Origin of the sequence: Shewanella frigidimarina (assembly GCF_003797125.1) — a bacterium.
GTDB classification, from domain to species: domain Bacteria; phylum Pseudomonadota; class Gammaproteobacteria; order Enterobacterales; family Shewanellaceae; genus Shewanella; species Shewanella frigidimarina.
Genome location: NZ_RKKE01000004.1, coordinates 133,917 through 154,506, shown reverse-complemented (window position 1 = coordinate 154,506; position 20,590 = coordinate 133,917). Strand labels below are relative to the sequence as shown.

The 20,590-nt window shown below is 42.0% G+C and carries 16 protein-coding genes; 8 read left to right on the top strand and 8 right to left on the bottom strand.

Going from position 1 to position 20,590, the window contains the following annotated elements; translation table 11 throughout:
• The first annotated feature begins 37 nt into the window (after nucleotides 1-37).
• Both EGC86_RS14335 and fusA read left to right on the top strand, forming a co-directional pair.
• The gene (locus EGC86_RS14335; protein WP_123778003.1) at nucleotides 38-1,504 is read left to right on the top strand and encodes a diguanylate cyclase; all 1,467 of its coding nucleotides are present in this window, start codon (nucleotides 38-40) and stop codon (nucleotides 1,502-1,504) included.
• Nucleotides 1,505-1,896: 392 nt separating this feature from the next.
• Nucleotides 1,897-3,990: an elongation factor G gene (gene fusA, locus EGC86_RS14330; protein ID WP_011636038.1), complete on the top strand. Its 2,094-nt coding sequence runs from the start codon at nucleotides 1,897-1,899 to the stop codon at nucleotides 3,988-3,990.
• A 106-nt stretch (nucleotides 3,991-4,096) separates the two neighbouring features.
• Here the strand turns inward: fusA and EGC86_RS14325 are convergent, their stop codons facing one another.
• Nucleotides 4,097-4,981, bottom strand: coding sequence for a LysR family transcriptional regulator (locus EGC86_RS14325; protein ID WP_102037472.1), 885 nt, complete (start codon nucleotides 4,979-4,981; stop codon nucleotides 4,097-4,099).
• A 94-nt stretch (nucleotides 4,982-5,075) separates the two neighbouring features.
• Between EGC86_RS14325 and EGC86_RS20895 the strand changes: the two genes are divergently transcribed.
• Complete coding sequence (locus tag EGC86_RS20895) at nucleotides 5,076-5,228, top strand: hypothetical protein (protein ID WP_086019735.1); 153 nt, start codon at nucleotides 5,076-5,078, stop codon at nucleotides 5,226-5,228.
• Nucleotides 5,229-5,369: 141 nt separating this feature from the next.
• Here the strand turns inward: EGC86_RS20895 and EGC86_RS14320 are convergent, their stop codons facing one another.
• From EGC86_RS14320 to serA, 7 genes are all read right to left on the bottom strand, one after another.
• Nucleotides 5,370-5,801, bottom strand: a complete 432-nt coding sequence (locus EGC86_RS14320) for a nitrate reductase cytochrome c-type subunit (protein WP_123778002.1) — start codon at nucleotides 5,799-5,801, stop codon at nucleotides 5,370-5,372.
• 101 nt (nucleotides 5,802-5,902) lie between these two features.
• The gene (gene napA, locus EGC86_RS14315) at nucleotides 5,903-8,386 is read right to left on the bottom strand and encodes a nitrate reductase catalytic subunit NapA (protein WP_102036195.1); all 2,484 of its coding nucleotides are present in this window, start codon (nucleotides 8,384-8,386) and stop codon (nucleotides 5,903-5,905) included.
• Between the two features lie 412 nt (nucleotides 8,387-8,798).
• Nucleotides 8,799-9,986, bottom strand: coding sequence for a lipocalin-like domain-containing protein (locus EGC86_RS14310; RefSeq protein ID WP_123778001.1), 1,188 nt, complete (start codon nucleotides 9,984-9,986; stop codon nucleotides 8,799-8,801).
• A complete protein-coding gene (locus EGC86_RS14305; protein ID WP_123778000.1) occupies nucleotides 9,983-12,580 on the bottom strand; it encodes an ABC transporter permease in 2,598 nt (865 codons plus the stop codon). Before EGC86_RS14305 ends, EGC86_RS14310 begins: the two co-directional genes overlap by 4 nt.
• A 4-nt stretch (nucleotides 12,581-12,584) precedes the next feature.
• A complete protein-coding gene (locus EGC86_RS14300) occupies nucleotides 12,585-13,289 on the bottom strand; it encodes an ABC transporter ATP-binding protein (protein WP_123777999.1) in 705 nt (234 codons plus the stop codon).
• 145 nt (nucleotides 13,290-13,434) lie between these two features.
• Complete coding sequence (gene ygfZ / locus EGC86_RS14295; RefSeq protein ID WP_123777998.1) at nucleotides 13,435-14,397, bottom strand: tRNA-modifying protein YgfZ; 963 nt, start codon at nucleotides 14,395-14,397, stop codon at nucleotides 13,435-13,437.
• A 172-nt stretch (nucleotides 14,398-14,569) separates the two neighbouring features.
• Entirely contained in the window at nucleotides 14,570-15,799 is a 1,230-nt protein-coding gene (serA, locus tag EGC86_RS14290; RefSeq protein WP_011636046.1) for a phosphoglycerate dehydrogenase, read from the bottom strand.
• 192 nt (nucleotides 15,800-15,991) lie between these two features.
• Here serA and EGC86_RS14285 point away from each other — a divergent pair, with 192 nt between their 5' ends.
• The 5 genes from EGC86_RS14285 to katB all read left to right on the top strand — a co-directional run bounded on the left by EGC86_RS14285 (nucleotide 15,992) and on the right by katB (nucleotide 20,527).
• Nucleotides 15,992-16,615 carry a DUF2238 domain-containing protein gene (locus EGC86_RS14285; RefSeq protein ID WP_123777997.1) on the top strand — a complete coding sequence of 208 codons (624 nt, stop codon included), beginning with the start codon at nucleotides 15,992-15,994 and terminating at the stop codon, nucleotides 16,613-16,615.
• Between the two features lie 457 nt (nucleotides 16,616-17,072).
• Nucleotides 17,073-17,741, top strand: a complete 669-nt coding sequence (locus EGC86_RS14280; protein WP_011636048.1) for a helix-turn-helix transcriptional regulator — start codon at nucleotides 17,073-17,075, stop codon at nucleotides 17,739-17,741.
• Nucleotides 17,742-17,886: 145 nt separating this feature from the next.
• Nucleotides 17,887-18,324 carry a PaaI family thioesterase gene (locus EGC86_RS14275; protein WP_011636049.1) on the top strand — a complete coding sequence of 146 codons (438 nt, stop codon included), beginning with the start codon at nucleotides 17,887-17,889 and terminating at the stop codon, nucleotides 18,322-18,324.
• A gap of 238 nt (nucleotides 18,325-18,562) precedes the next feature.
• Nucleotides 18,563-18,805: a YgjV family protein gene (locus tag EGC86_RS14270; protein ID WP_011636050.1), complete on the top strand. Its 243-nt coding sequence runs from the start codon at nucleotides 18,563-18,565 to the stop codon at nucleotides 18,803-18,805.
• Nucleotides 18,806-19,066: 261 nt separating this feature from the next.
• Nucleotides 19,067-20,527, top strand: coding sequence for a catalase KatB (katB, locus tag EGC86_RS14265; RefSeq protein ID WP_123777996.1), 1,461 nt, complete (start codon nucleotides 19,067-19,069; stop codon nucleotides 20,525-20,527).
• The last annotated feature ends 63 nt before the right edge of the window (nucleotides 20,528-20,590 follow it).

Sequence of the window (20,590 nt, the reverse complement as noted above, 5' to 3'; positions counted from 1 at the left end):
TGGACCATATTGTTGGAGCATACTATTTTGAAAAATAATGCGAACATTGAGTCTGCTTGAGTTCTCTAGCGTATTATTGATTACGCTGTTGATTTTCATTACTTTGATTAACGCTAAGCATGCCAGTGCTTCGGTGGTAGAGACTCAGTCTTTTATCAATTTAAAAAACCGTAATATCATCCGTTACTGTGTTGATCCCGATTGGTTACCTTATGAAGCTATTGTCGATGGCCGCCATACTGGGATTTCATCTGATTATTTAGCATTATTAGCAAATTATACCGATCTGACTTTTGTGTTAGTGCCCACCTCGTCTTGGCGACAGAGTTTAGAATTACTTAAACAAGGTGAGTGCGAGTTAACCCCCATTTTAAATCAAACCCCCAAACGCGACGCATATCTCTCTTTTAGCGATATCTTTTTTAAATCTCCAAATGTATTGGTGTCATTAAAATCTCAACCTTTTTTGCAAGGATTTGAAAATATAGGTGACCGCTTATTGGCAATACCCAAAGATTATCGTCTAGTGGAATATATCCAACAATTTTACCCCACTATCAATACCGTATTGACTAAGAACGAGCGACAAGGATTGGAAAAGGTTGCTAATGGTGAAGCGGATGTCTTTGTAGGGTCGATGTTTTCTGTTAACGCCTATATTCAACAACATGGGTTAACCTCGTTAAAAATAGCGGGGTGGGGTGGTCCTGAAGATGAGCTACGCATTGGCGTTATTCATGCAAAACAAGATTTGCTGTCACAGATTAATGCTGGATTAGCAAAAATCACTCAGGCAGACCATATTTCAGTTTATAAGAAATGGCATAACATTACAGTTGTTGAGGACATCGATTATAGCTTAGTGGTTCAAGTGGTGACTGCACTGGGGATGTTTATCTTATTTCTGCTTTACCGAACAATGTGTGTTAGCAAATACAATGTTCATTTAGAAACCAGCAACAAGCAGTTGCAAAAATTACAGTTAGAACTGGAGAAGAAAAATTGCGATCTCGATTTTTTGGCTCAACATGATCCGCTGACAAAATTGTATAACCGCCAATATTTTAATCAAACCTTTTTAGATGATGCTAGGCAGCCTCAAAAAAAAATGCGTCAAAACAATATGAGTTTGATTATCATTGATATAGATTTCTTTAAAGCGATTAATGACAAGCATGGGCATACAATTGGTGACAAAATATTAGTTCAAGTCGCGCAAGTGCTACAAGCATCAGTAAGAGAACTTGATGTTGTTGCAAGGTGGGGCGGCGAGGAATTTGTGGTGGTTTGCCAACATGTAGCGTTACACGATGCCACTGAGCTATGCCAACGAATTACTGATGAACTTAGTCATTTTCATTTTTATCACAATATTAAAGTGACCTGCAGTTTCGGAATTGCCTTGCTGGGTGAGAATGAACCGATCCAAGCTTGCTTTGAACGAGCCGATGCCGCGTTATACAAAGCTAAGCAGTCTGGGCGTAATCAATATTGCAGTGCGTAGATAAAAACGACAGTTTGCTGGATGTTTGTGCCATTAACAAAAATAGATCTTTATGTGAATAAATGCATATTTGTTGTGGTGTGATGTTGTTTCGCGACATTATGTGGCCCTAAAAATGCTTATTTGGCCATTTCATCTAAAATTTAACATTTTTCAGTGAAATCTACCCAAAGATTAAAAAATAATCTACTATATTTTAGTGCATTGTTTTATATGTAATTTACAGCATTAATTGAGTTTTTTTATGCTAAAAACAAATAAATATTGCAACAGCTATTTGCGCCCAGCAAGGTTCCAATTTACAATATGCGCCTTAATAACCTGATGTGCGGTGTGTCGGTTCTTTTTCGCATGCTCCGTCTACTTCTTAAACTAATCATTAAAGTTGAATCATGACCGAATTATCCAAATACAGAAACATTGGTATCTTCGCTCACGTTGACGCGGGTAAAACCACGACCACCGAGCGTATCCTTAAGCTAACCGGTAAGATCCATAAGATCGGTGAAGTACATGATGGTGAATCAACCACAGACTTCATGGAACAGGAAGCTGAGCGCGGTATTACCATTCAGTCTGCAGCTGTAAGCTGTTTCTGGAAAGATCACCGTTTTAACGTTATTGACACTCCAGGCCACGTTGACTTTACAGTTGAAGTTTATCGTTCGCTAAAAGTGCTTGACGGTGGTATCGGTGTATTCTGTGGTTCTGGCGGCGTAGAGCCTCAGTCAGAAACAAACTGGCGTTATGCTAACGATTCTGAAGTTGCGCGTATCATCTTCGTAAACAAGTTAGACCGTATGGGTGCTGACTTCTTACGTGTTGTTAAGCAAACTAAAGACGTATTAGCGGCTAACCCATTGGTTATGGTTTTACCAATCGGTATCGAAGACGAATTCTGTGGTGTTGTTGACCTACTAACTCGTGAAGCTCACATTTGGGATGATTCTGGTTTACCAGAAAACTTCGAAATTAAGCCTGTGCCAGCTGATATGGTTGATATCGTTGAAGAATACCGTGAAATGCTAATCGAAACTGCTCTTGAGCAAGACGATGCCTTATTAGAAGCATACATGGAAGGTGTTCAGCCATCTATCGAAGACGTTAAGCGTTGTATCCGTGCGGGTACTCGTACAATGGCTGTGTTCCCAACATACTGTGGTTCAGCATTCAAAAACAAAGGTATGCAGTTATTGCTAGATGCCGTTGTTGATTATTTACCTGATCCAGTTGAAGTTGATCCACAACCTCTAACTGACGAAGAAGGTAACGAAAATGGCGAATTCGCAATCGTTGATGTTGATGCACCTTTTAAAGCATTAGCGTTCAAGATTATGGATGACCGTTTTGGTGCGTTAACTTTCGTACGTATCTATTCTGGCCGTTTGAAGAAGGGTGACACCATCCTTAACTCATTCACTGGCAAAACAGAACGTATTGGCCGTATGGTTGAGATGCAAGCTAACGAACGTAACGAACTTGAATCAGCACAAGCTGGTGACATTATCGCTATCGTTGGTATGAAGAACGTGCAAACTGGTCACACTTTATGTGATCCTAAGCACCCTTGTACACTAGAAGCCATGGTATTCCCTGAGCCAGTTATCTCTATCTCTGTAACGCCAAAAGATAAAGGCGGTTCTGAGAAAATGGGTATCGCTATCGGTAAAATGATTGCAGAAGATCCATCTTTCCGTGTAGAGACTGACATTGATTCTGGTGAAACCATCCTTAAAGGTATGGGTGAACTTCACTTAGACATTAAGGTTGATATTCTTAAGCGTACTTACGGCGTTGACCTAATTGTAGGCGAGCCTCAAGTTGCTTACCGTGAAACTATCACTAAAGAAATTGAAGATAGCTACACGCACAAGAAACAGTCTGGTGGTTCTGGTCAGTTTGGTAAAATTGACTACACTATTCGCCCTGGCGAGCAAAACACTGGCTTCACTTTCACTTCGAAAGTGGTTGGTGGTAACGTACCTAAAGAATTCTGGCCTGCTGTTGAGAAAGGTTTCAAGAGCATGATGAACACAGGTACTATCGCAGGTTTCCCTGTGTTAGACGTGGAACTTGTGCTTCAAGACGGTGCTTTCCACGCAGTTGACTCGTCAGCTATCGCGTTCGAAATTGCTGCTAAAGGTGCTTTCCGTCAATCTATGCCTAAAGCCGGTGCACAACTTCTTGAGCCTATCATGAACGTTGACGTATTCAGCCCAGATGACAACGTTGGTGACGTAATTGGTGACCTTAACCGTCGTCGCGGTATGATCAAAGATCAAAACGCTGGTGTTACAGGTGTTCGTATTAAAGCTGACGTACCGTTATCAGAAATGTTCGGTTATATCGGTTCACTACGTACAATGACTTCAGGCCGTGGTCAATTCTCTATGGAATTTGCTCATTACAGCCCTTGTCCAAACAGCGTTTCTGAGAAAGTTGTTGCTCAAGTTAAAGAACGTAAGGCTGCTGAAGCTAAGAAGTAATTCTAGTTTCGACCTGCCCATAAAAACCGTTGCCTAGGCAGCGGTTTTTTTATGCCTGTTTTATGTGGTTTATACGATATCAAATGATTATGACACCGTATTGATATTACTCATGACTGTTTCTGCTGAGCGTTAATAGTGCTTGGGCTGGTGGGGTTAACGGTAGATTCTCTCGCCATATTAATGCCAGATCCCAGGTCATTGCCGGTTGCATCGGTTTAAATACCAGTTTGCTATTGGTTAACCGTTGGCAAATGGGTTCGGGCAAAATCGCGACACCCAAGTTAGCTTCAACCATTGCGGCTAAAAAGTCCCACTGACCTGTTCGAAAGGCGATGTTGAGATGTACGCCAACTTTACGACTTAAATAATTAATTAACTTTGCTAATGAAAAGTCTTCGTTGTAAAGAATGAAAGGATAAGATTCAAAGTCTTGCCAGCGTATGTCAGCATTGTCAGCAAGTGGATGGCCTTCTGGTAAGCAAGCCAGTAAAGGGTATTTAGTCAGAGGTTGGCTTGCTAACTCTGTTTTATGCGTTGTCGGAAGTGCAGTAAAGGCAATATCTAGACTGTTGCTCAATAGTGCTTGCTCACAACCAAATCCGCCATACTCGTACATCTGTAATTCGATTCCGGGATATTTTTGTCGATAATCGGTCAGCAAAGGAGTGATTAAACTACTCATCATAGGGCAAACTCCAAGTCGTAATCGTCCTGATTTTAAGCCACTGAGATTGTTAATACCTTCTTGTAGTCGGTGCCAATGACCTAAAATCTCCCGTGCGCTGTGCTCAAACAATTGTCCTGCTTGGGTTAATTCTACTGTTTGATTATTCCTTATTAACAATTGCTCACCCATATTGTCTTCTAAACGTTGAATGGTTTTTGTCAATGTCGGTTGGGTCATAAAACATTTTTGTGCCGCACGGGTAAAGTTTTTGGTTTCCACTATGGTGAGAAAGATCTGTAAGGTCTTGATTGGGATGTTCATGCTTAAATGGAATCCACTCAATGGTAATTATTCATTTTACCTATGAACCCTAAACGATTACTTTGAACCTGTTAACAAAAACGGAGTAATGGTTATGAAATCAACATCAAGTTTATGGGTCGGTGCGTTATGGCAAGCAGCGATGCCTGTTCAGCATGAGATACAATCATCTAATACATCACAAACAGCTGCAGAACCGAGTTCGCCGGTTACACCGCAGACATCTCAACCAACAAACCCAGCCTAGGCTGGGTTTTGTTTTTAGTTCTTTTGTTGTTCGAGCAAGTACCGTTTTAACACTGACACTAATAACTAATAAAAAAATGCCACTTCGATAGAAGTGGCATTGCTCAAATTGAGGAGTGAGGGGGATTTATATCTTTATCAATTACTTTGTCGTAAATGTGTTTTTCACTAGTTCCTGTTTATTATCTGCTTGGGCAACATGACACTGTACACAGAAGTAGTTCATGCCATTCACTGTGCCCTTATCATCCACAACGTGTGACTTCGCCACTGGCGTTGCTTTCATTCTTTTTGCTTTATCCCAGCTATGGCATGTTAGACAGCCATTTTTGTCTGTAGAGATGCTATAGCTATTTTTATGAGGGATCAACGGCGGTTGTTCAGCAAAGCTGCGCGCGATAGCTTTACCTCTAGTCGGATAAGTGGCGATAGCATCAGCAGGTGAGTTGTCGGTTATGGCGACGTTACCTACACGAGATTCTACTTTTACAGGGGTATTATCTGCTACGGCTTGTTGTCCAGAATATGCGCTAAGGCTTAATAGTATGGCCGCGACGCTAAGTAGTTTTTTCATTTTCATCTCCGTTACATCCTAATGAATGTAGAAATCGAGTGTCGCAGCTGTCAAGGTGTAATAACCCCGCGACAGCTGCAGCAATTAATATTAAAGCGGTATTAGGCTTTAAATATTTTCACTGGACACTTTTTGAAATCAGTTTCTTTTGATAATGGGTCCGTGGCATCCAAAAGCAGCTTGTTCACTAATTGCTTAGCGTCGAAGAATGGCATAAATACCACACCTCTAGGCGGCTTGTTTCGGCCTTTAGTTTCCACTCGAGTATTGATTTCGCCGCGTGGTGATGCAACGGTAACCTCATCCCCTTGGGCTAACCCACGAGCTTTAGCGTCAGCAGGGTGCATAAAGACTTGAGCACTTGGCATCGCTTTATGCAATTCTGGTACGCGAGCGGTCATTGACCCTGTGTGCCAATGTTCCAGCACTCGTCCTGTTGACATCCATAGATCGAACTCTTCATTAGGTTCTTCTGCTGCCGGTTCATAAGGCAGTGCAAATATGACGGCTTTGCCATCTGGCTTACCGTAAAAATTGAATCCTTCACCTGCTTTGACATAAGGGTCACTGCCTTCAACAAAGCGGCGGGTGGTTTCTTTGCCATTAACGACAGGCCAGCGTAATCCTCGCGTTTGATGGTAAGTGTCAAAGTCTGCTAAATCGTGTGCATGGCCGCGACCAAATTGTGCATATTCTTCGAAAATACCTTTTTGCAAGTAAAAGCCAAAGTGTTCGTTTTCATCGTTATAAGCACCTTTACAATCGCTGGTTGGGAACTTATTGATTACGCCGTTAGCAAATAACACTTCATATAATGTTTTATCGGCTAACTCTGGTTGTTTAGCGATTAGCTCAGCGGGCCAGACTTCACTGACTTTAAAGCGCTTAGAGAACTCAACCAGCTGCCATAAATCTGACTTAGACCCTTCTGGCGTTGGTACGAGCTGATGCCAGAAATGAGTACGTCTTTCTGCGTTACCATATGAGCCTTCTTTTTCAACCCACATTGCTGTTGGAAGAATTAAATCTGCGGCCATTGCCGTGATTGTTGGGTAAGGATCCGAGACCACAATAAAGTTTTCTGGATTACGGAATCCGGGATAAACTTCATCATTGATATTAGGACCAGCCTGCATATTGTTAGTACACATAGTCCAATAACAGTTTAATTTACCATCTTTAAGCATACGGCTTTGCAGCACGGCATGGTATCCAGGTTTAGCTGGAATAGTGCCGGCAGGGACTTGCCAAAGTTTTTCAGTAATCTCACGATGTTTATCATTGTTCACCACCATGTCAGCAGGTAAACGATGTGAGAATGTGCCTACTTCACGAGCAGTACCACAAGCTGAAGGTTGACCGGTTAATGAGAATGGGCTGTTGCCTGGAGTCGCTATTTTACCGGTGAGTAAGTGAATGTTGTAGAGCATGTTATTTGCCCACACACCACGAGTATGCTGGTTTATACCCATGGTCCATAAGCTCATCACTTTGATGTTAGGGTCGGCATAAGCTTTTGCCATAATCTCAAGTTTTTCAGCCGGTACGCCGCTCATTTTTGCCGCGTATTCAACTGTGTAAGTGCTAACAAATTTTGCATACTCGTCAAAGCTAATCGGTTTGGCATCACCGCTACCTGGATTTTTAGCTTTCTTTTCCAATGGATGTTCAGGGCGCAAGCCATAACCAATGTCAGTGGTACCTAGGGCAAATTTAGTGTGCTTGCTAACAAAGTCTTTGTTTACGGCTTTGTTTTGAATAATGTAGTTGGCAATATAATTTAAGATGACCAAGTCAGTTTGTGGCTTAAACACCATGGCATTATCTGCTAAGTCAAAGCTACGGTTTTCATAGGTAGAGAGTACGTGTACGCGGGCATCTTTATGGCTTAAGCGACGGTCTGTTAAGCGGGCCCACAAGATGGGATGCATTTCTGCCATGTTGGCGCCCCACAATACAAAGTGGTCAGCAGCTTCTAAGTCATCATAACAACCCATGGGTTCATCAATCCCGAAGGTACGCATGAATCCGCCAACAGCTGATGCCATACAATGACGTGCATTCGGGTCGATATTGTTGGTGAGAAAACCTGCTTTATGAAGCTTAGATGCGGCGTAGCCTTCCCAAATAGTCCACTGGCCAGAACCAAACATCCCTACAGAGGTTGGGCCTTTTTTGGCTATGCTGGCTTTCCATTTTTCGGCCATGGTATCAAAGGCAACATCCCAGCTTACTGGCGTAAAATCACCTTCTTTATCATACTTACCATCTTTCATTCTGAGTAATGGCGAGGTTAATCGGTCCTTGCCATACATGATTTTAGATAAGAAATACCCTTTAATACAATTTAAGCCTTTGTTAACAGGGCTTTCTGGGTCGCCTTGAGTAGCAACAATTTTACCATTTTGAGTACCTACTAGGACGCTACAACCTACACCGCAAAAGCGACATGGGGCTTTATCCCATTTTATTTCACTTTTACCTTCTGCAGCTTGAACGATATTAATTGGAATAGCGATACCCACGGCCGACGCTGCTGCGGCAGCGGCGTTGGCTTTTAAAAACTCGCGACGACTGATGCTCATGGTGTTCCTCACTCTTAGAATGTTGTACTTGGTACGTGATAGTCATTGGAGGTGACGTGATAGAGTGAGTCTAGACCTTACTAATAACATGGGTATACCTCAGAATGGGTATAGTGGTTAATAGTTGTGCAAGGTCACATTTTTCAGCGTGATGTAAATCTCATTTTAACAATTAGGTAAATGCTGTTTTAGGGATTGCTTGTAAAGCATGTTGTGCTTGGGGTACAGCTTTTATTGTCGATTAAAACCTTTCGGTACCCTGTTGCTAACACGGCTCCCAGGAATGGGAAATTGAGATTGTGAGAGGTATGATCTTTGTAGGTAGGCTGCGGCTTGCTTCTCTTCGAGAAAATCTTCGAGAAAACCTTTGAGCGAATCTTGGTGCAACATTCAACTTAAATGACCAGCAGACCTAGTAGCCAGTAAGCTCCATGTAACCTTGACCTTGGTGACTGCCTTTAATCGTAATGGGGCCTTCCCAATATGAGGTTGATACTGGCATGTCGCTGTTAGGGTTAACAGCTTGGGTCGTGACGTCGATGGCTTCACTATTAATCTTAATTCGCCATGCAATAGGATGATTGCCTAATGCGGTTTGTTGCCACTGAGTGGGTTGCATATCAATATCACCAGGATTGTCTCGGCTATTAATATTGTGACCACTACCATCAGTAAACATCCTTCTGGCACTGTAAAAGTGTGCTTGGTCATTTTCGCCGCGCAGTCTAAATGCCATTAGCGTTGAATTGTCGTCTAAACGCAGTGAAAACCAGTCCCAACCTTGCTGGGCTTTGGTTAAAAATTGTGAACTCCATTCGCGGTCAAGCCAAGCTTTACCGCTGACTTGTTCTGTTACGCCATGACGAGTTATTTGACCTGTTACGTCGATAAAAGGCTGGCTGTAATAATAAGACGCTACGCTTTGGTCTGCACTTTTGCTGCTATAACCTTTATCACCTTGTAATTGCAGCGGTTGCTGACTATTTAGCTGTAATTGATAACTAAACTGATCACTAGCCACATTTAATGTTGCCGGAAAAAGACTGTCAGACTGACCTAACCATTGCCAGTTTTGCTGATGCACTTCAAACGGTTGCGATTTTACACCTGCAAGTTGCGGGTGCCCTCGTGACCATTTCTCAGCTAATAAATGTTCATTTGATGTGGTTACAGCGGCATGAGCCATGTAAAGCTGATTTGTTTCCCAGTCATTGGTGGCAACTGTCGATTTTTGAGGTGGTGTCATTCCAATACGAAATTGAGTCCATTGCACGCCAACATCTTCACCTGTAGCCGTGATCAAGTTTGCGGTTAAATACCACCACTCAATTTTAAAGTCATCGTGCGCTAAATGGTCTTGTGGAAAGTGTAAGGTTTTACCTTGAGTGACTTCGCTATAACCTTCAGCTGATGCAGACGACATGCTACTAATTGTTGACTCTTTTGTGACGCTATCTTGCGCAGGTGAGCAGGCTGTTAACATTGCACAAAGAGGCAATGCTAAAAGGAGCATCCATTGTGTTTGCCGTGTTGTAAACTTGGTATGTAATACAAACTTGAAAGCGATGGAGTATATGCCTTTAAAGGTAACAGAGATCATAGCGCTTCCTGTTGCAAACTTGATATCAAGGGTTTTCTGGTTTGCCAATACAAAGGTAAACACACTGCCAGTAAACAACTGACTACAGCAATGATCACCACTTGAGCATATGCAGCCCAATCCCACACCATGGCGATGCTCCAGCCAAATGCTTGTAATGTGACTTTATGAATTAATAAATAACCCAGTAACGCGCCTGTCGGTAACGCGAGAAAGCAGGTTAAAAATACGATAAATAGCATTTGTACTAACACCATCATCCGTAATTGATTACGGCTAACGCCTAGAGCATACAAGCGGGCTAATGGCGCTTGCCTCGCTTGCGTTAGCATTATACAGGCACTGAATAAACCGATTGCCGCCACCAGTAAGGTCAAACTGTTGAGTACCACAGTGATCGAAAATGTTTTGTTAAACATATTAATCGCTTCTGTTTTAATCCGCTGTTGACTGTACATATAGGCTGAAGACAAGTTGAGCTGTTGGCTAATACTGTTTTGTAGCGGGGTAATATCGCCTTGATAAGACACTGCCAGGCTAATGGGTTTTGCTGGTAATTGAGATTGCTGCCATAAAGACTGAGTAATAATCGCTTCGCCTTGGGGATTACCATAATCGTAATAAATACCGCCAATCGTCATGATGTGCTGATCAAGTTGCGATAGTTGGACTTTATCGCCTATATCGAGTTGGTATTTTATCGATAATGGCTCACTGATCATCAGGCTTTCACCTGCTGTGAAGGTTGTCCAAAAATCATCGGCAGTGGTTTTAAACACGGTGGTTTCAGTTAACGACAAATGGTCACGACTGACTAAATGAATTGGCACTTGTGTTTGCGGTGTTTCAGCTCGATTAAGATGGCTATCGACAGTCCATTGCTCATAAATAGCCTCAACCTTGGGGTCTTGTTTTAATAATAGCGTTAATGTATCGATTTGGTTTGGGTTGGGTCTAATGTATAAGTCTGCATGCAAACGGGCATCGAGCCATTTTTTTAAGGTGATTTCAAAACTACCCACTAAGGTATTCATGGCAATGTTGGCACACAAAGCTAGCAGCATAGCCATCATCGCCAGAGCGAGTGGGGCAATAATCTCTTTGGTTTCGGCAATCACATAATGCCACAACCCTTTAGGCATAAAAGGACTGAGTAAGTTAACCGCCCAATGCAGACATTGTGGTAACAGTAATGGAATCGCGACCGAGAGCACGCCTAGTAATATTAAGCTATGGCGATATTGTTCAGTAAATGCAAACGCGATAGTGCAAACCAAAAGTAGTGATGCCGCAATAATGAATTGTCGCCAATGAATAATACTGAACTGTTGGCTTTGTGGCTGCTTTTGAGCCCCTTGTGCAAGTGGGGTGTTAATAAGGTTTATTAGCATTGGAATACAAGCAGCAAAGGCTGCAGACAGGGTTAATACGAGCGCTTGTGCAAACCATTGCCACTGCCAGTTTCCCGGTAACAATTTAGCGCCATATAGCTGCTCAAGAGTCATCGCGACCATAGGTTGTAACCATTGCGATAATTGCAGTCCGACAATAAAACCTAATACACAACCTATAAACACTAAACAGACTATTTCAATGCTTAGGGCTAGCATGATGGTGCGTCTATCAAGCCCTTGCTGCATGATTTGCACTAGCAATTTTTGACGCTTCATTAAGCTATAACGAACCCCGTTATAAGCGATAAATAAGCCGACCACAAAGGCCAACATGCTCATGGCATCAAGATTAAGATGAAAGCTGGCAGTGAGGGCGGTAAGTGATTCGCCTTCACTTGTTTGGGTGGTGAAGTTCAGCTTGGTGGGATCAATCCCCGCTTGGGTTAAGGTATGCGTTAATCGAGCGATTAGTTGCACATCTGTTTCTGATTCGTTTGCGTCTGAGATATTTGTATCTGCGGAGGGGGAATCAAATACGGCAATGTAGCTTAATTTACCCTGCATATTCAGCATAGGTTGAGCGAGTGAGATATCGGCCAAAATAGCAGAACCAAGTCCCCATGAATCGTCAATGGCAACAAATTCAACAGGCATACCATTAAGTATTATGCGGTCAGTGTTGTTAGTCACTTTACTCATGCGTTCGCGCTGGCTTGTCGACATTAGCACTTTAGTTTTGCCTGCCAGTAGTTCTGCTAACGGAATATGCGTCGCTGTTATCGATGAGCTAGTACCCGATTGCTGTAGTTGCATACTGCTGGTCATCGCGGCGACTACATCACTACTATTAACTCGCCATAGCCTGCCTTGTTCATCGGTTGCAATTCCTTCAATGCTGGCGATGGTGTTGAATCCTGTATTGGCTAACGCAAAATAAACCGACTCATCAATGCTGTCTTCAGTGCGGTGACTAATCGATAGTCGAGCTTGTTGGCTCATTAGTTCGGATACATTGCCATAGCTTTGTTTAGCATTTTCGTTAGTGGCGTATACGCCAATCAATAACGTTACCGCCAGCATGATGCCCAATAAAATTGCGCTAGCTTGCAATGGGGCGTGACGATAATGGCTGGCAAACAGCTGCAAGCATAATCTTAAACGCTTAATTGAGGATAAGTATGATGAAGAGTGAGTCATCATGGGCTTAACCTTGCAATGTCATGTCAGCAGGGTTAATCACAACCTGCTGATTTTCGACGTGCCAGCGATGCTGCATAAAAGCGGCGCATTGTTCGCTATGGGTCACCATTAAGATACAGCAGTTGGCTTGTTGAGCGAGTTCGGTTAGCAGTTGCATGACTTGTAATCCGGCATGTTGATCAAGATTACCTGTCGGTTCGTCGGCTAATATGAGTTGTGGTTTATGAGCGAGTGCCCTCGCAATGGCCACCCGCTGTTGTTGCCCACCGGATAGGTTTTCGACGTTACGATCTAGCAGTGGTGTTAAGCCAAGCTGGTGGCAAAGTTCATCACACCAAGGGCTCCACGCTAACTGATTAAGCGCCAGTGAAAACTGAATGTTGTCACACACATTTAATGGGGTGAGCAAGTTAAACTGTTGAAATATTACCCCGAGTGACTGACGTCGATATTGGCTCCATTGTTTATCTTGCCACTTTGTCACCGAATGCATGTTGCCTGTTTGGCGGATTAACATGTCGCCGCTGTCTATGGTTTCAAAGCCACCAATAATATTCAGTAAGGTACTTTTACCACTGCCACTAGGGCCTGTTAACGCAATCGTTTGGCCTTGTTGCAGTGTTAGGCTGACATTGTTAAGCACCGAATGGAATGACTCGCCATCGCGAAACCCTTTACTCATGTTTTTTAAGGTGACGATAGTGGTCATAGTCGCTCCATAACGTATAGGCTTAATAGAATTACTGCATCAACAGAGTAATATTATCAATAATATACGTGATATGAAGCGCAAATGTTCAAAAATAAAAAAAGCGAGCCAATGGCTCGCTTAGTCAATGTATCACTCAAATTAATTAAGCATCTGCTAAAGAATACGGTAACTCGATAATAGATAATTGTGAGCTTTCATCACCGGCAATACGAAGTTGCGCCGTGTTTTCGGTATCATTTGGCAATACAGCTGTCAGTAATACTTTATCGCCATATTGGACGCATTCAATGATATTGCCACCACGACGAAAACCGTCTTCAAGGGCAATTTCTAATTGAGTATCAGTGCTGATGGTTTGCTTGGTGGTGCCAGATATAATATACAATGCACGTTTATTGCCTCCGCGATATTTCATTCTGGCAATGGTTTCTTGGCCCATGTAACAGCCTTTGGTAAAGCTAATACCATTAATGGCTTGCAGGTTGCACATTTGCGCTACGTACTGGCCGGAATGAGCTGCATCTATGTTTGGATAGCCGGCTTTAATTTCTAATGCTTGCCATGCACTGGCATCAAACATTGTTTGTCCCGATTGGCTGATGATGGTTTCTGCTGCCGCATTATTAATAATGGCAATAAAACGTTCGCCATCACGAATAATTACACCTTGCTCTACAAGATTAAGTGCTTGCGATACATCGCCAAAGTTTTCAGCTGCAAAGGCTTGTGCTTGTGATCCGGCAATACCAATTATTTGATAATTATTACTGACATCTGCGAGTTCGGCTTTACTGAATACAGCGTATTTTTGTAACTGGGGTAAATCTAAGCTTAAAGTACTTTTCGGCAGTAACATAAATAAGCTATCGCCGATTGAAAACGCACGGAAACTGGCGAGCATTTTACCTTTAGGGTCGCAATGAGCACCCCATTTCCACTCGTTTGTGCCAAGGGAGGTAATATCTGTGGTGACTTGGCCATGAATGAAACTACGCCCTTGCTCACCGGTGATTTCGATTAACCCCATATGCGTCAAACTTGATAACATTAATTCAGGAGACGTGGCGATAAAATCCCAATCTGGCTGGTTTACTGAAATGGTCATAACTATCCCTAACGTGTGAATAAGACGGTATGGTTTGGAGTGTAACGGATTAATAGAATGCTCAACAGGGGGCTATGGTTTTAAAGCTAATAAAAAAGCTACCTTGTGGACAAGGTAGCTTTTTTAGGAAGACAATTAACTCAAGTTAATTGCTTATAAAATATAAGTCAGTTTAAAACAATACCCGCGCACGGATAGTGCCTTCAATAGACTTTAATTCAACTAATGCTTCTTCAGCTTGATCTGAATCGACTTCCATTACCACGTAACCAATTTCAGCGGTAGTTTGTAAGTACTGAGCAGCAATGTTAATGCCTTTTTCAGAAAACGCTTGGTTAATTTTAATCAATACACCAGGACGGTTTTGGTGAATGTGCAATAAGCGTGAGGTGCCACTATGTTGCGCTAAAGACACTTCAGGGAAATTAACCGCAGACAGAGTCGAGCCGTTGTCTGAGTATTTGACCAGCTTACCTGCCACTTCTACGCCGATGTTTTCCTGTGCTTCAGCAGTACTGCCACCAATGTGCGGTGTGAGTAATACATTGTCTAAGCCGCGTAGTGGAGAGATGAATTCATCATCATTCGACTTAGGTTCAACAGGGAATACGTCAATCGCTGCACCCGCAAGATGTTCTGACTTCAGTGCATTGGCTAAGTCTTCAATATCAACTACGGTTCCGCGAGAAGCATTGATAAAGAAACTGCCTTGACGCATTTGAGCAAATTCAGCTTTAGCGAACATGTCTTTAGTTTGCGGTGTTTCTGGTACATGCAGACTGACAACGTCCGCTTGAGCCAATAACTTGTCCATAGAGTGAACTTGAGAGGCATTGCCTAACGGTAACTTATCTTCAATATCGAAGAAAATTACTCTCATGCCTAAGGTTTCAGCCAAAATACCCAATTGAGTACCAATATGACCATAACCAATCACACCTAAAGTTTTACCACGGACTTCAACACTGCCATTAGCACTCTTCAACCAACCGCCACGATGTGACATGGCATTGCGCTGTGGAATGCCACGCATCAGCATGATGATTTCACCAATCACCAATTCAGCAACACTGCGCGTGTTGGAGAAAGGAGCGTTGAAAACTGGAATGCCCAGTTTCTCAGCCGAGGCTAAATCGACTTGGTTGGTACCAATACAAAAACAACCAATCGCAACCAACTTTTCTGCATGATGCAGTACTTCCGCAGTAAGCTGGGTGCGGGAGCGTAATCCAACAAAGTGAGCATCTTTAATTGATGCAAGCAAAGCCTCTTCGCCTAACGAGGCTTTATGGTATTCAATGTTGGTATAACCTGCACGTTCTAGTACATCGACCGCAGTTTGGTGGACGCCCTCCAACAGCAGGATTTTGATCTTATCCTTGTCAAGCGAGTGTTTCGCCATGATATGGGTACCCTCTTATCATTAAATGGTGCTTAAGCTAATGGTTATACTAATGCTTATACTAATAGTTATGATATAAATGCGGACTTCCGGCGCATTATCAAAGTAGCACTTTTTTAAGCGCTTGTAGAGGGCTAGATGGCTAAAGTTTATATTCTAATTTGAGAACAATATCTCATGGAGAGAATTAAGATGAAGAGTAAGGTTATATGGATAGGGATTTATCTATTAGTACTGTTGTGGTCAGTTAGCGCACCTAAAGATATGTTCACTTGGTGGTTAGAAGCTATACCAGCGTTAATCGCATTACCTATTTTATTTTTTAGTCGTAAAAGCTTTCCGCTGACCACGTTAGCTTATGCACTTATTTTAGTGCATTGCTGTGTATTATTTGTGGGTGCGCGTTATACCTATGCCGAAGTGCCGTTATTTGACTGGTTAGCACAAGTGATGGGCAGCGAACGCAATAACTACGATAAAGTCGGCCATTTTGCTCAGGGATTTATTCCGGTAATATTAGCTCGCGAAATATTTATTCGTAAGCAGGTGATGCAAATTGGTGCCTGGTGTCAGTTTTTAGCAGTATGTTTTGTGTTGGCATTTTCAGCTTTTTATGAATTAGTTGAATGGTGGGTTGCCATTGCTACGGGTGAAAATGCCGAGGCATTTTTAGGTACTCAAGGATATGTTTGGGATACTCAATCTGACATGTTTTTAGCGTTAATTGGTGGGGTATGTGGCTTACTGTTGTTATCGTCTCTTCATAATAAACAAATAGCGACCAAAATGGCGCTTAACCAGCCGTCTGCATCATAGGGCTCACTTAGCTTATTCTTCCATAAAATGTGTAAATTTGGCTGCTAGCATTGATGATGTTGAGCGAATTGAAAGTATGAGCTTATCAGTCTTGAGTTAGTGATAAAGTCTACGCAAAGTCAGTCAAATTTACTATTCATACTTTAGACTTACATAATAGTCATAATAACTAGCAAATTTTTACTATGCTTGCTGTATAGGAAGGTTTTCATTATAAAAATCGTGATTGATAGTGACCGACTTACCATGATTATCCATTATTTTGGCGAGTCGATTTATCAAGTAACGCGGTTAACGAATAAATAAAGCACATGCTCTAATATAACGACAAAAAGTAAACTATCTGCTCAACCTAGTTCTGAAGGCTAGTAAACGTATTTCATTTACGTATAGTATATAGCCTCAGGATGTGCTCAAGGTATGTTGAGCAATAATGTACTTTTCAGGGAGAAGAGTGATGAGTTCAAATATTGATGAGTTGGTGTTTTTGCACCAAATCGCAGCACCTTGCCATTTAGCTATTTTGGCAGAATCTATCGGTTTAAAAACTCGAATTGTAAAGCACGCTGCTGAGCTTGAGTTAGAAAAAAAATCCAACAACTTTTATCTTGTTTCACAAAAAGGTGCGGCCTTAGATAGTAAGGGCATTCCGTTGTTGGTATCGCGTTTAGTTGAGCATGTCCCTGTAGCATTATACCAAGTTGAACGTGGATCACTTGATCAAGAGTCTGCATTGCTCCTGGGGGTGCGGGGTTTATTATACAGTGACCAACGCATGGATTTAATGCTGACTGGTTTGCGTAAAATGGTTTCTGACGAATTGTGGTATGATCGTCCATTGATCAGTAAAATTTTTAGACGTTTAGTCCAGCAGTTAGATACCAGTGCTGAAATTCCTGCCGATACGGTTGCCATCCTCCAAAGATTGACCAGCCGAGAGAGAACCATTATTCAGCTTGTCTCTAGCGGTGCGCGTAATAAAGAAATTGCTCAGCGCCTGTGTATTAGTGAACATACTGTTAAAGCACATATCTCATCAATTTTCCGTAAAACGGAGTCTCGTAACCGAGTTGAGTTATTGCGTTGGGCACAAACCTATCAAAGCCATTGTGAATTAGTGAGTTAACGTACATATAAATTTATTTAATAACAATAAAAGGAGCTTAGGCTCCTTTTTAATGGGCGACTGTTATTGATCGCGTTTCTCTTTCAAAAAGGTAAGCTAATCAGTACACTGAATTTTCTAATAATGATAATGATGGATATTAAGAATGAGTATTTGGTTTAACACTGTCACTTTAGAAGATTGTGCTCGCTTAGATGCTGGGATGCATGGAAAGGGCACCTTAATGCAAACATTAGGGATTAAGATTACCGAAATTGGTGATGATTATATGGTTGCCACTATGCCTGCTAATCCAGCTGTACATAATCCATTAGGGATAGTTCACGGCGGTGCAAACGTCGCTTTAGCGGAAACAGTAGCCAGTTATGCCGCCAACTTTGTAGTCGACTTTACCCGTTATTATTGTGTCGGCCAAGAAATCAACGCCAATCATTTAAAAGCGTCACGTAATGGTGAGTTAACGGCAACAGCTAAACCTGTGCATTTAGGTAAACGCAGTTCGGTTTGGGAAGTTCTTATTCGTAACAGTGCGGGTGAACTTTGTTGTATTTCAAGAATGACGGCAGCAGTTGTAGAGCGATAAGCAATTATAGATACTAGAAATAACTCTAAAAATAAATAGGCCTTATAATCAGTGATAGACCAACGTTTTAATTTTGTTGATTCGGTATTATGCATATAAGACATTTTGCTTGTTTAGCTTATTTGAATATAAAAACGGATGCGTTAAGCAATAAGATTATTTCATTCACTGACTCACGCTAGCTTAAGGTTGTTACTCGCTTGCATTAGATGTAGGCATATTAAAATAAGGAAAATCCATGGACAGTATCAACATCTGGGAATGGGTAGGGTATTTAGCCTCTGTCGTTGTGGCTATTTCGCTGATGATGTCAGACATTAAAAAACTACGCTGGTGGAATTTAATTGGTGCTGGGTTATTCGTGGCATATGGTCTCGCTATTGATGCTATTCCTGTGGCACTGGTTAACTTTTTTATTGTGCTCATTGATGCTTATTACTTGGTTAAGTTATATCGAGATCCGCCCCCACCAACAGAGTAATTAATCTGTTTATTGTTAAAGTCAAAATGAAGATTTTGGCTTTTTTATTGCCTTTATTTTAAGCGTAATCTGTTCTATCAATCATTGATAAACCTCTAATCGCTTTATGCTTTTAATGTCATCTATTTTAATCGTTTTGATAATTCTATTTTACTTCTATTATGTGCCCATCGAATGATGAGTTGAGTGAGGAAAATCATCATGGCAACAGTTTATGACTTAATAGAGCAGTGGTTAGTAGACCGCGCATAGGAGCAACAAATGAATCAAACTAACTATTTAACTAGCCAAAATGGCGCACCAGTAGCAGACGACCAAAACTCAATGTCAGCTGGTGAGCGTGGACCACTGCTTTTACAAGATTGGCATTTAATTGAGAAGCTTGCTCATTTTAACCGTGAACGTATTCCAGAGCGTGTTGTGCATGCTAAAGGAACCGGTGTATACGGTACATTTACACTAACTAAAGATTTAAGTGAATTTACCATAGCGGATCATTTTAATGGTGTAGGCAAGCAGACTGAAACATTCATGCGATTCTCTACGGTAGGCGGAGAGATGGGCTCTGCTGATGCAGAGCGTGATCCACGCGGTTTTGGGCTACGTTTTTATACTGCTCGTGGTAACCATGATATTGTCGGTAATAACACGCCAACATTCTTTATCCGTGATGGTATTAAGTTTCCTGACTTTATTCATACCCAAAAACGTCACCCACAAACTAATTTAAAAGACCCCCAAGCAATGTGGGACTTCTGGGCACTCAATCCAGAGTCGATGCATCAAGTGACTATTTTGATGTCAGACCGTGGTATTCCGGCTAACTACAGACAAATGCACGGTTACGGTTCGCATACGTTTTCGTTCTGGAATGCTAAGGGGGAACGTTTTTGGGTTAAGTTTCACTTTAAATCACAGCAAGGCGTGGTGAATTTAACCGGCGAACAAGCAGATATATTAAAAGGGATAGATCCTGATTCATCACAACGCGACATGGTGGCAGCAATTAATGATGCTAACTTTCCGCGCTGGACTGTGAATGTACAGATTATGCCAGAAGCTGATGCCAATACTTACGCCATTAATCCTTTTGATTTGACTAAAGTATGGCCGCACAGTGATTATCCGTTGATTGAAGTGGGTGAACTTGAGCTAAACCGCTTACCACAAAACTACTTTGCTGAAGTTGAACAAGTGGCATTAGCACCAAGTAACTTAGTGCCCGGTGTGGGTGCATCGCCAGACAAAATGCTGCAAGCACGTTTGTTTTCATATGCAGATGCTCAGCGTTACCGTATTGGTACTAACTACAATCAGTTACCGGTTAACTGTCCGCATGCTGCTAAAGCCAACCATCATCAACGTGCTGGTGCTATGGCAGGAGCTCAGTGTCCTTATCAAGGTAGCCAAACCGGTGGTGATGCCAGTGTTAATTATGGTCCTAACAGCGTTGCACCACTCACTGAAAATGCAAGTTTTGCAGAACCACCGTTACGTTTAGCAGGAGAGGTTGCACGTTTTAGTCGTTATAACCAAGATGACTTTACCCAAGCGGGTAACCTATATCGTATCTTTAGTGAAGCAGAGAAAAATCGTTTAGTGGAAACGATTGCGGGCACACTCAGTCAAACGACCTTAGATGTGCAACAAAAAATGGTGGATCATTTTACTAAAGCGGATGTTGATTACGGTCGACGTGTTAAGCAGGCTTTGGCAAAGTAACCTGTATTTTGCGAAAGAATAAGCGACTATTAATGTCTTAACGCTAACAGATTAGTTGTTTAG

Bases quoted from the DNA above. Each gene is read 5' to 3' on its own strand.
- EGC86_RS14335 (WP_123778003.1), top strand. From the start codon at position 38: ATGCGAACATTGAGTCTGCTTGAGTTCTCTAGCGTATTATTGATTACG.
- fusA (WP_011636038.1), top strand. From the start codon at position 1,897: ATGACCGAATTATCCAAATACAGAAACATTGGTATCTTCGCTCACGTT.
- EGC86_RS14325 (WP_102037472.1), bottom strand. From the start codon at position 4,981: ATGAACATCCCAATCAAGACCTTACAGATCTTTCTCACCATAGTGGAA.
- EGC86_RS20895 (WP_086019735.1), top strand. From the start codon at position 5,076: ATGAAATCAACATCAAGTTTATGGGTCGGTGCGTTATGGCAAGCAGCG.
- EGC86_RS14320 (WP_123778002.1), bottom strand. From the start codon at position 5,801: ATGAAAAAACTACTTAGCGTCGCGGCCATACTATTAAGCCTTAGCGCA.
- napA (WP_102036195.1), bottom strand. From the start codon at position 8,386: ATGAGCATCAGTCGTCGCGAGTTTTTAAAAGCCAACGCCGCTGCCGCA.
- EGC86_RS14310 (WP_123778001.1), bottom strand. From the start codon at position 9,986: ATGATCTCTGTTACCTTTAAAGGCATATACTCCATCGCTTTCAAGTTT.
- EGC86_RS14305 (WP_123778000.1), bottom strand. From the start codon at position 12,580: ATGATGACTCACTCTTCATCATACTTATCCTCAATTAAGCGTTTAAGA.
- EGC86_RS14300 (WP_123777999.1), bottom strand. From the start codon at position 13,289: ATGACCACTATCGTCACCTTAAAAAACATGAGTAAAGGGTTTCGCGAT.
- ygfZ (WP_123777998.1), bottom strand. From the start codon at position 14,397: ATGACCATTTCAGTAAACCAGCCAGATTGGGATTTTATCGCCACGTCT.
- serA (WP_011636046.1), bottom strand. From the start codon at position 15,799: ATGGCGAAACACTCGCTTGACAAGGATAAGATCAAAATCCTGCTGTTG.
- EGC86_RS14285 (WP_123777997.1), top strand. From the start codon at position 15,992: ATGAAGAGTAAGGTTATATGGATAGGGATTTATCTATTAGTACTGTTG.
- EGC86_RS14280 (WP_011636048.1), top strand. From the start codon at position 17,073: ATGAGTTCAAATATTGATGAGTTGGTGTTTTTGCACCAAATCGCAGCA.
- EGC86_RS14275 (WP_011636049.1), top strand. From the start codon at position 17,887: ATGAGTATTTGGTTTAACACTGTCACTTTAGAAGATTGTGCTCGCTTA.
- EGC86_RS14270 (WP_011636050.1), top strand. From the start codon at position 18,563: ATGGACAGTATCAACATCTGGGAATGGGTAGGGTATTTAGCCTCTGTC.
- katB (WP_123777996.1), top strand. From the start codon at position 19,067: ATGAATCAAACTAACTATTTAACTAGCCAAAATGGCGCACCAGTAGCA.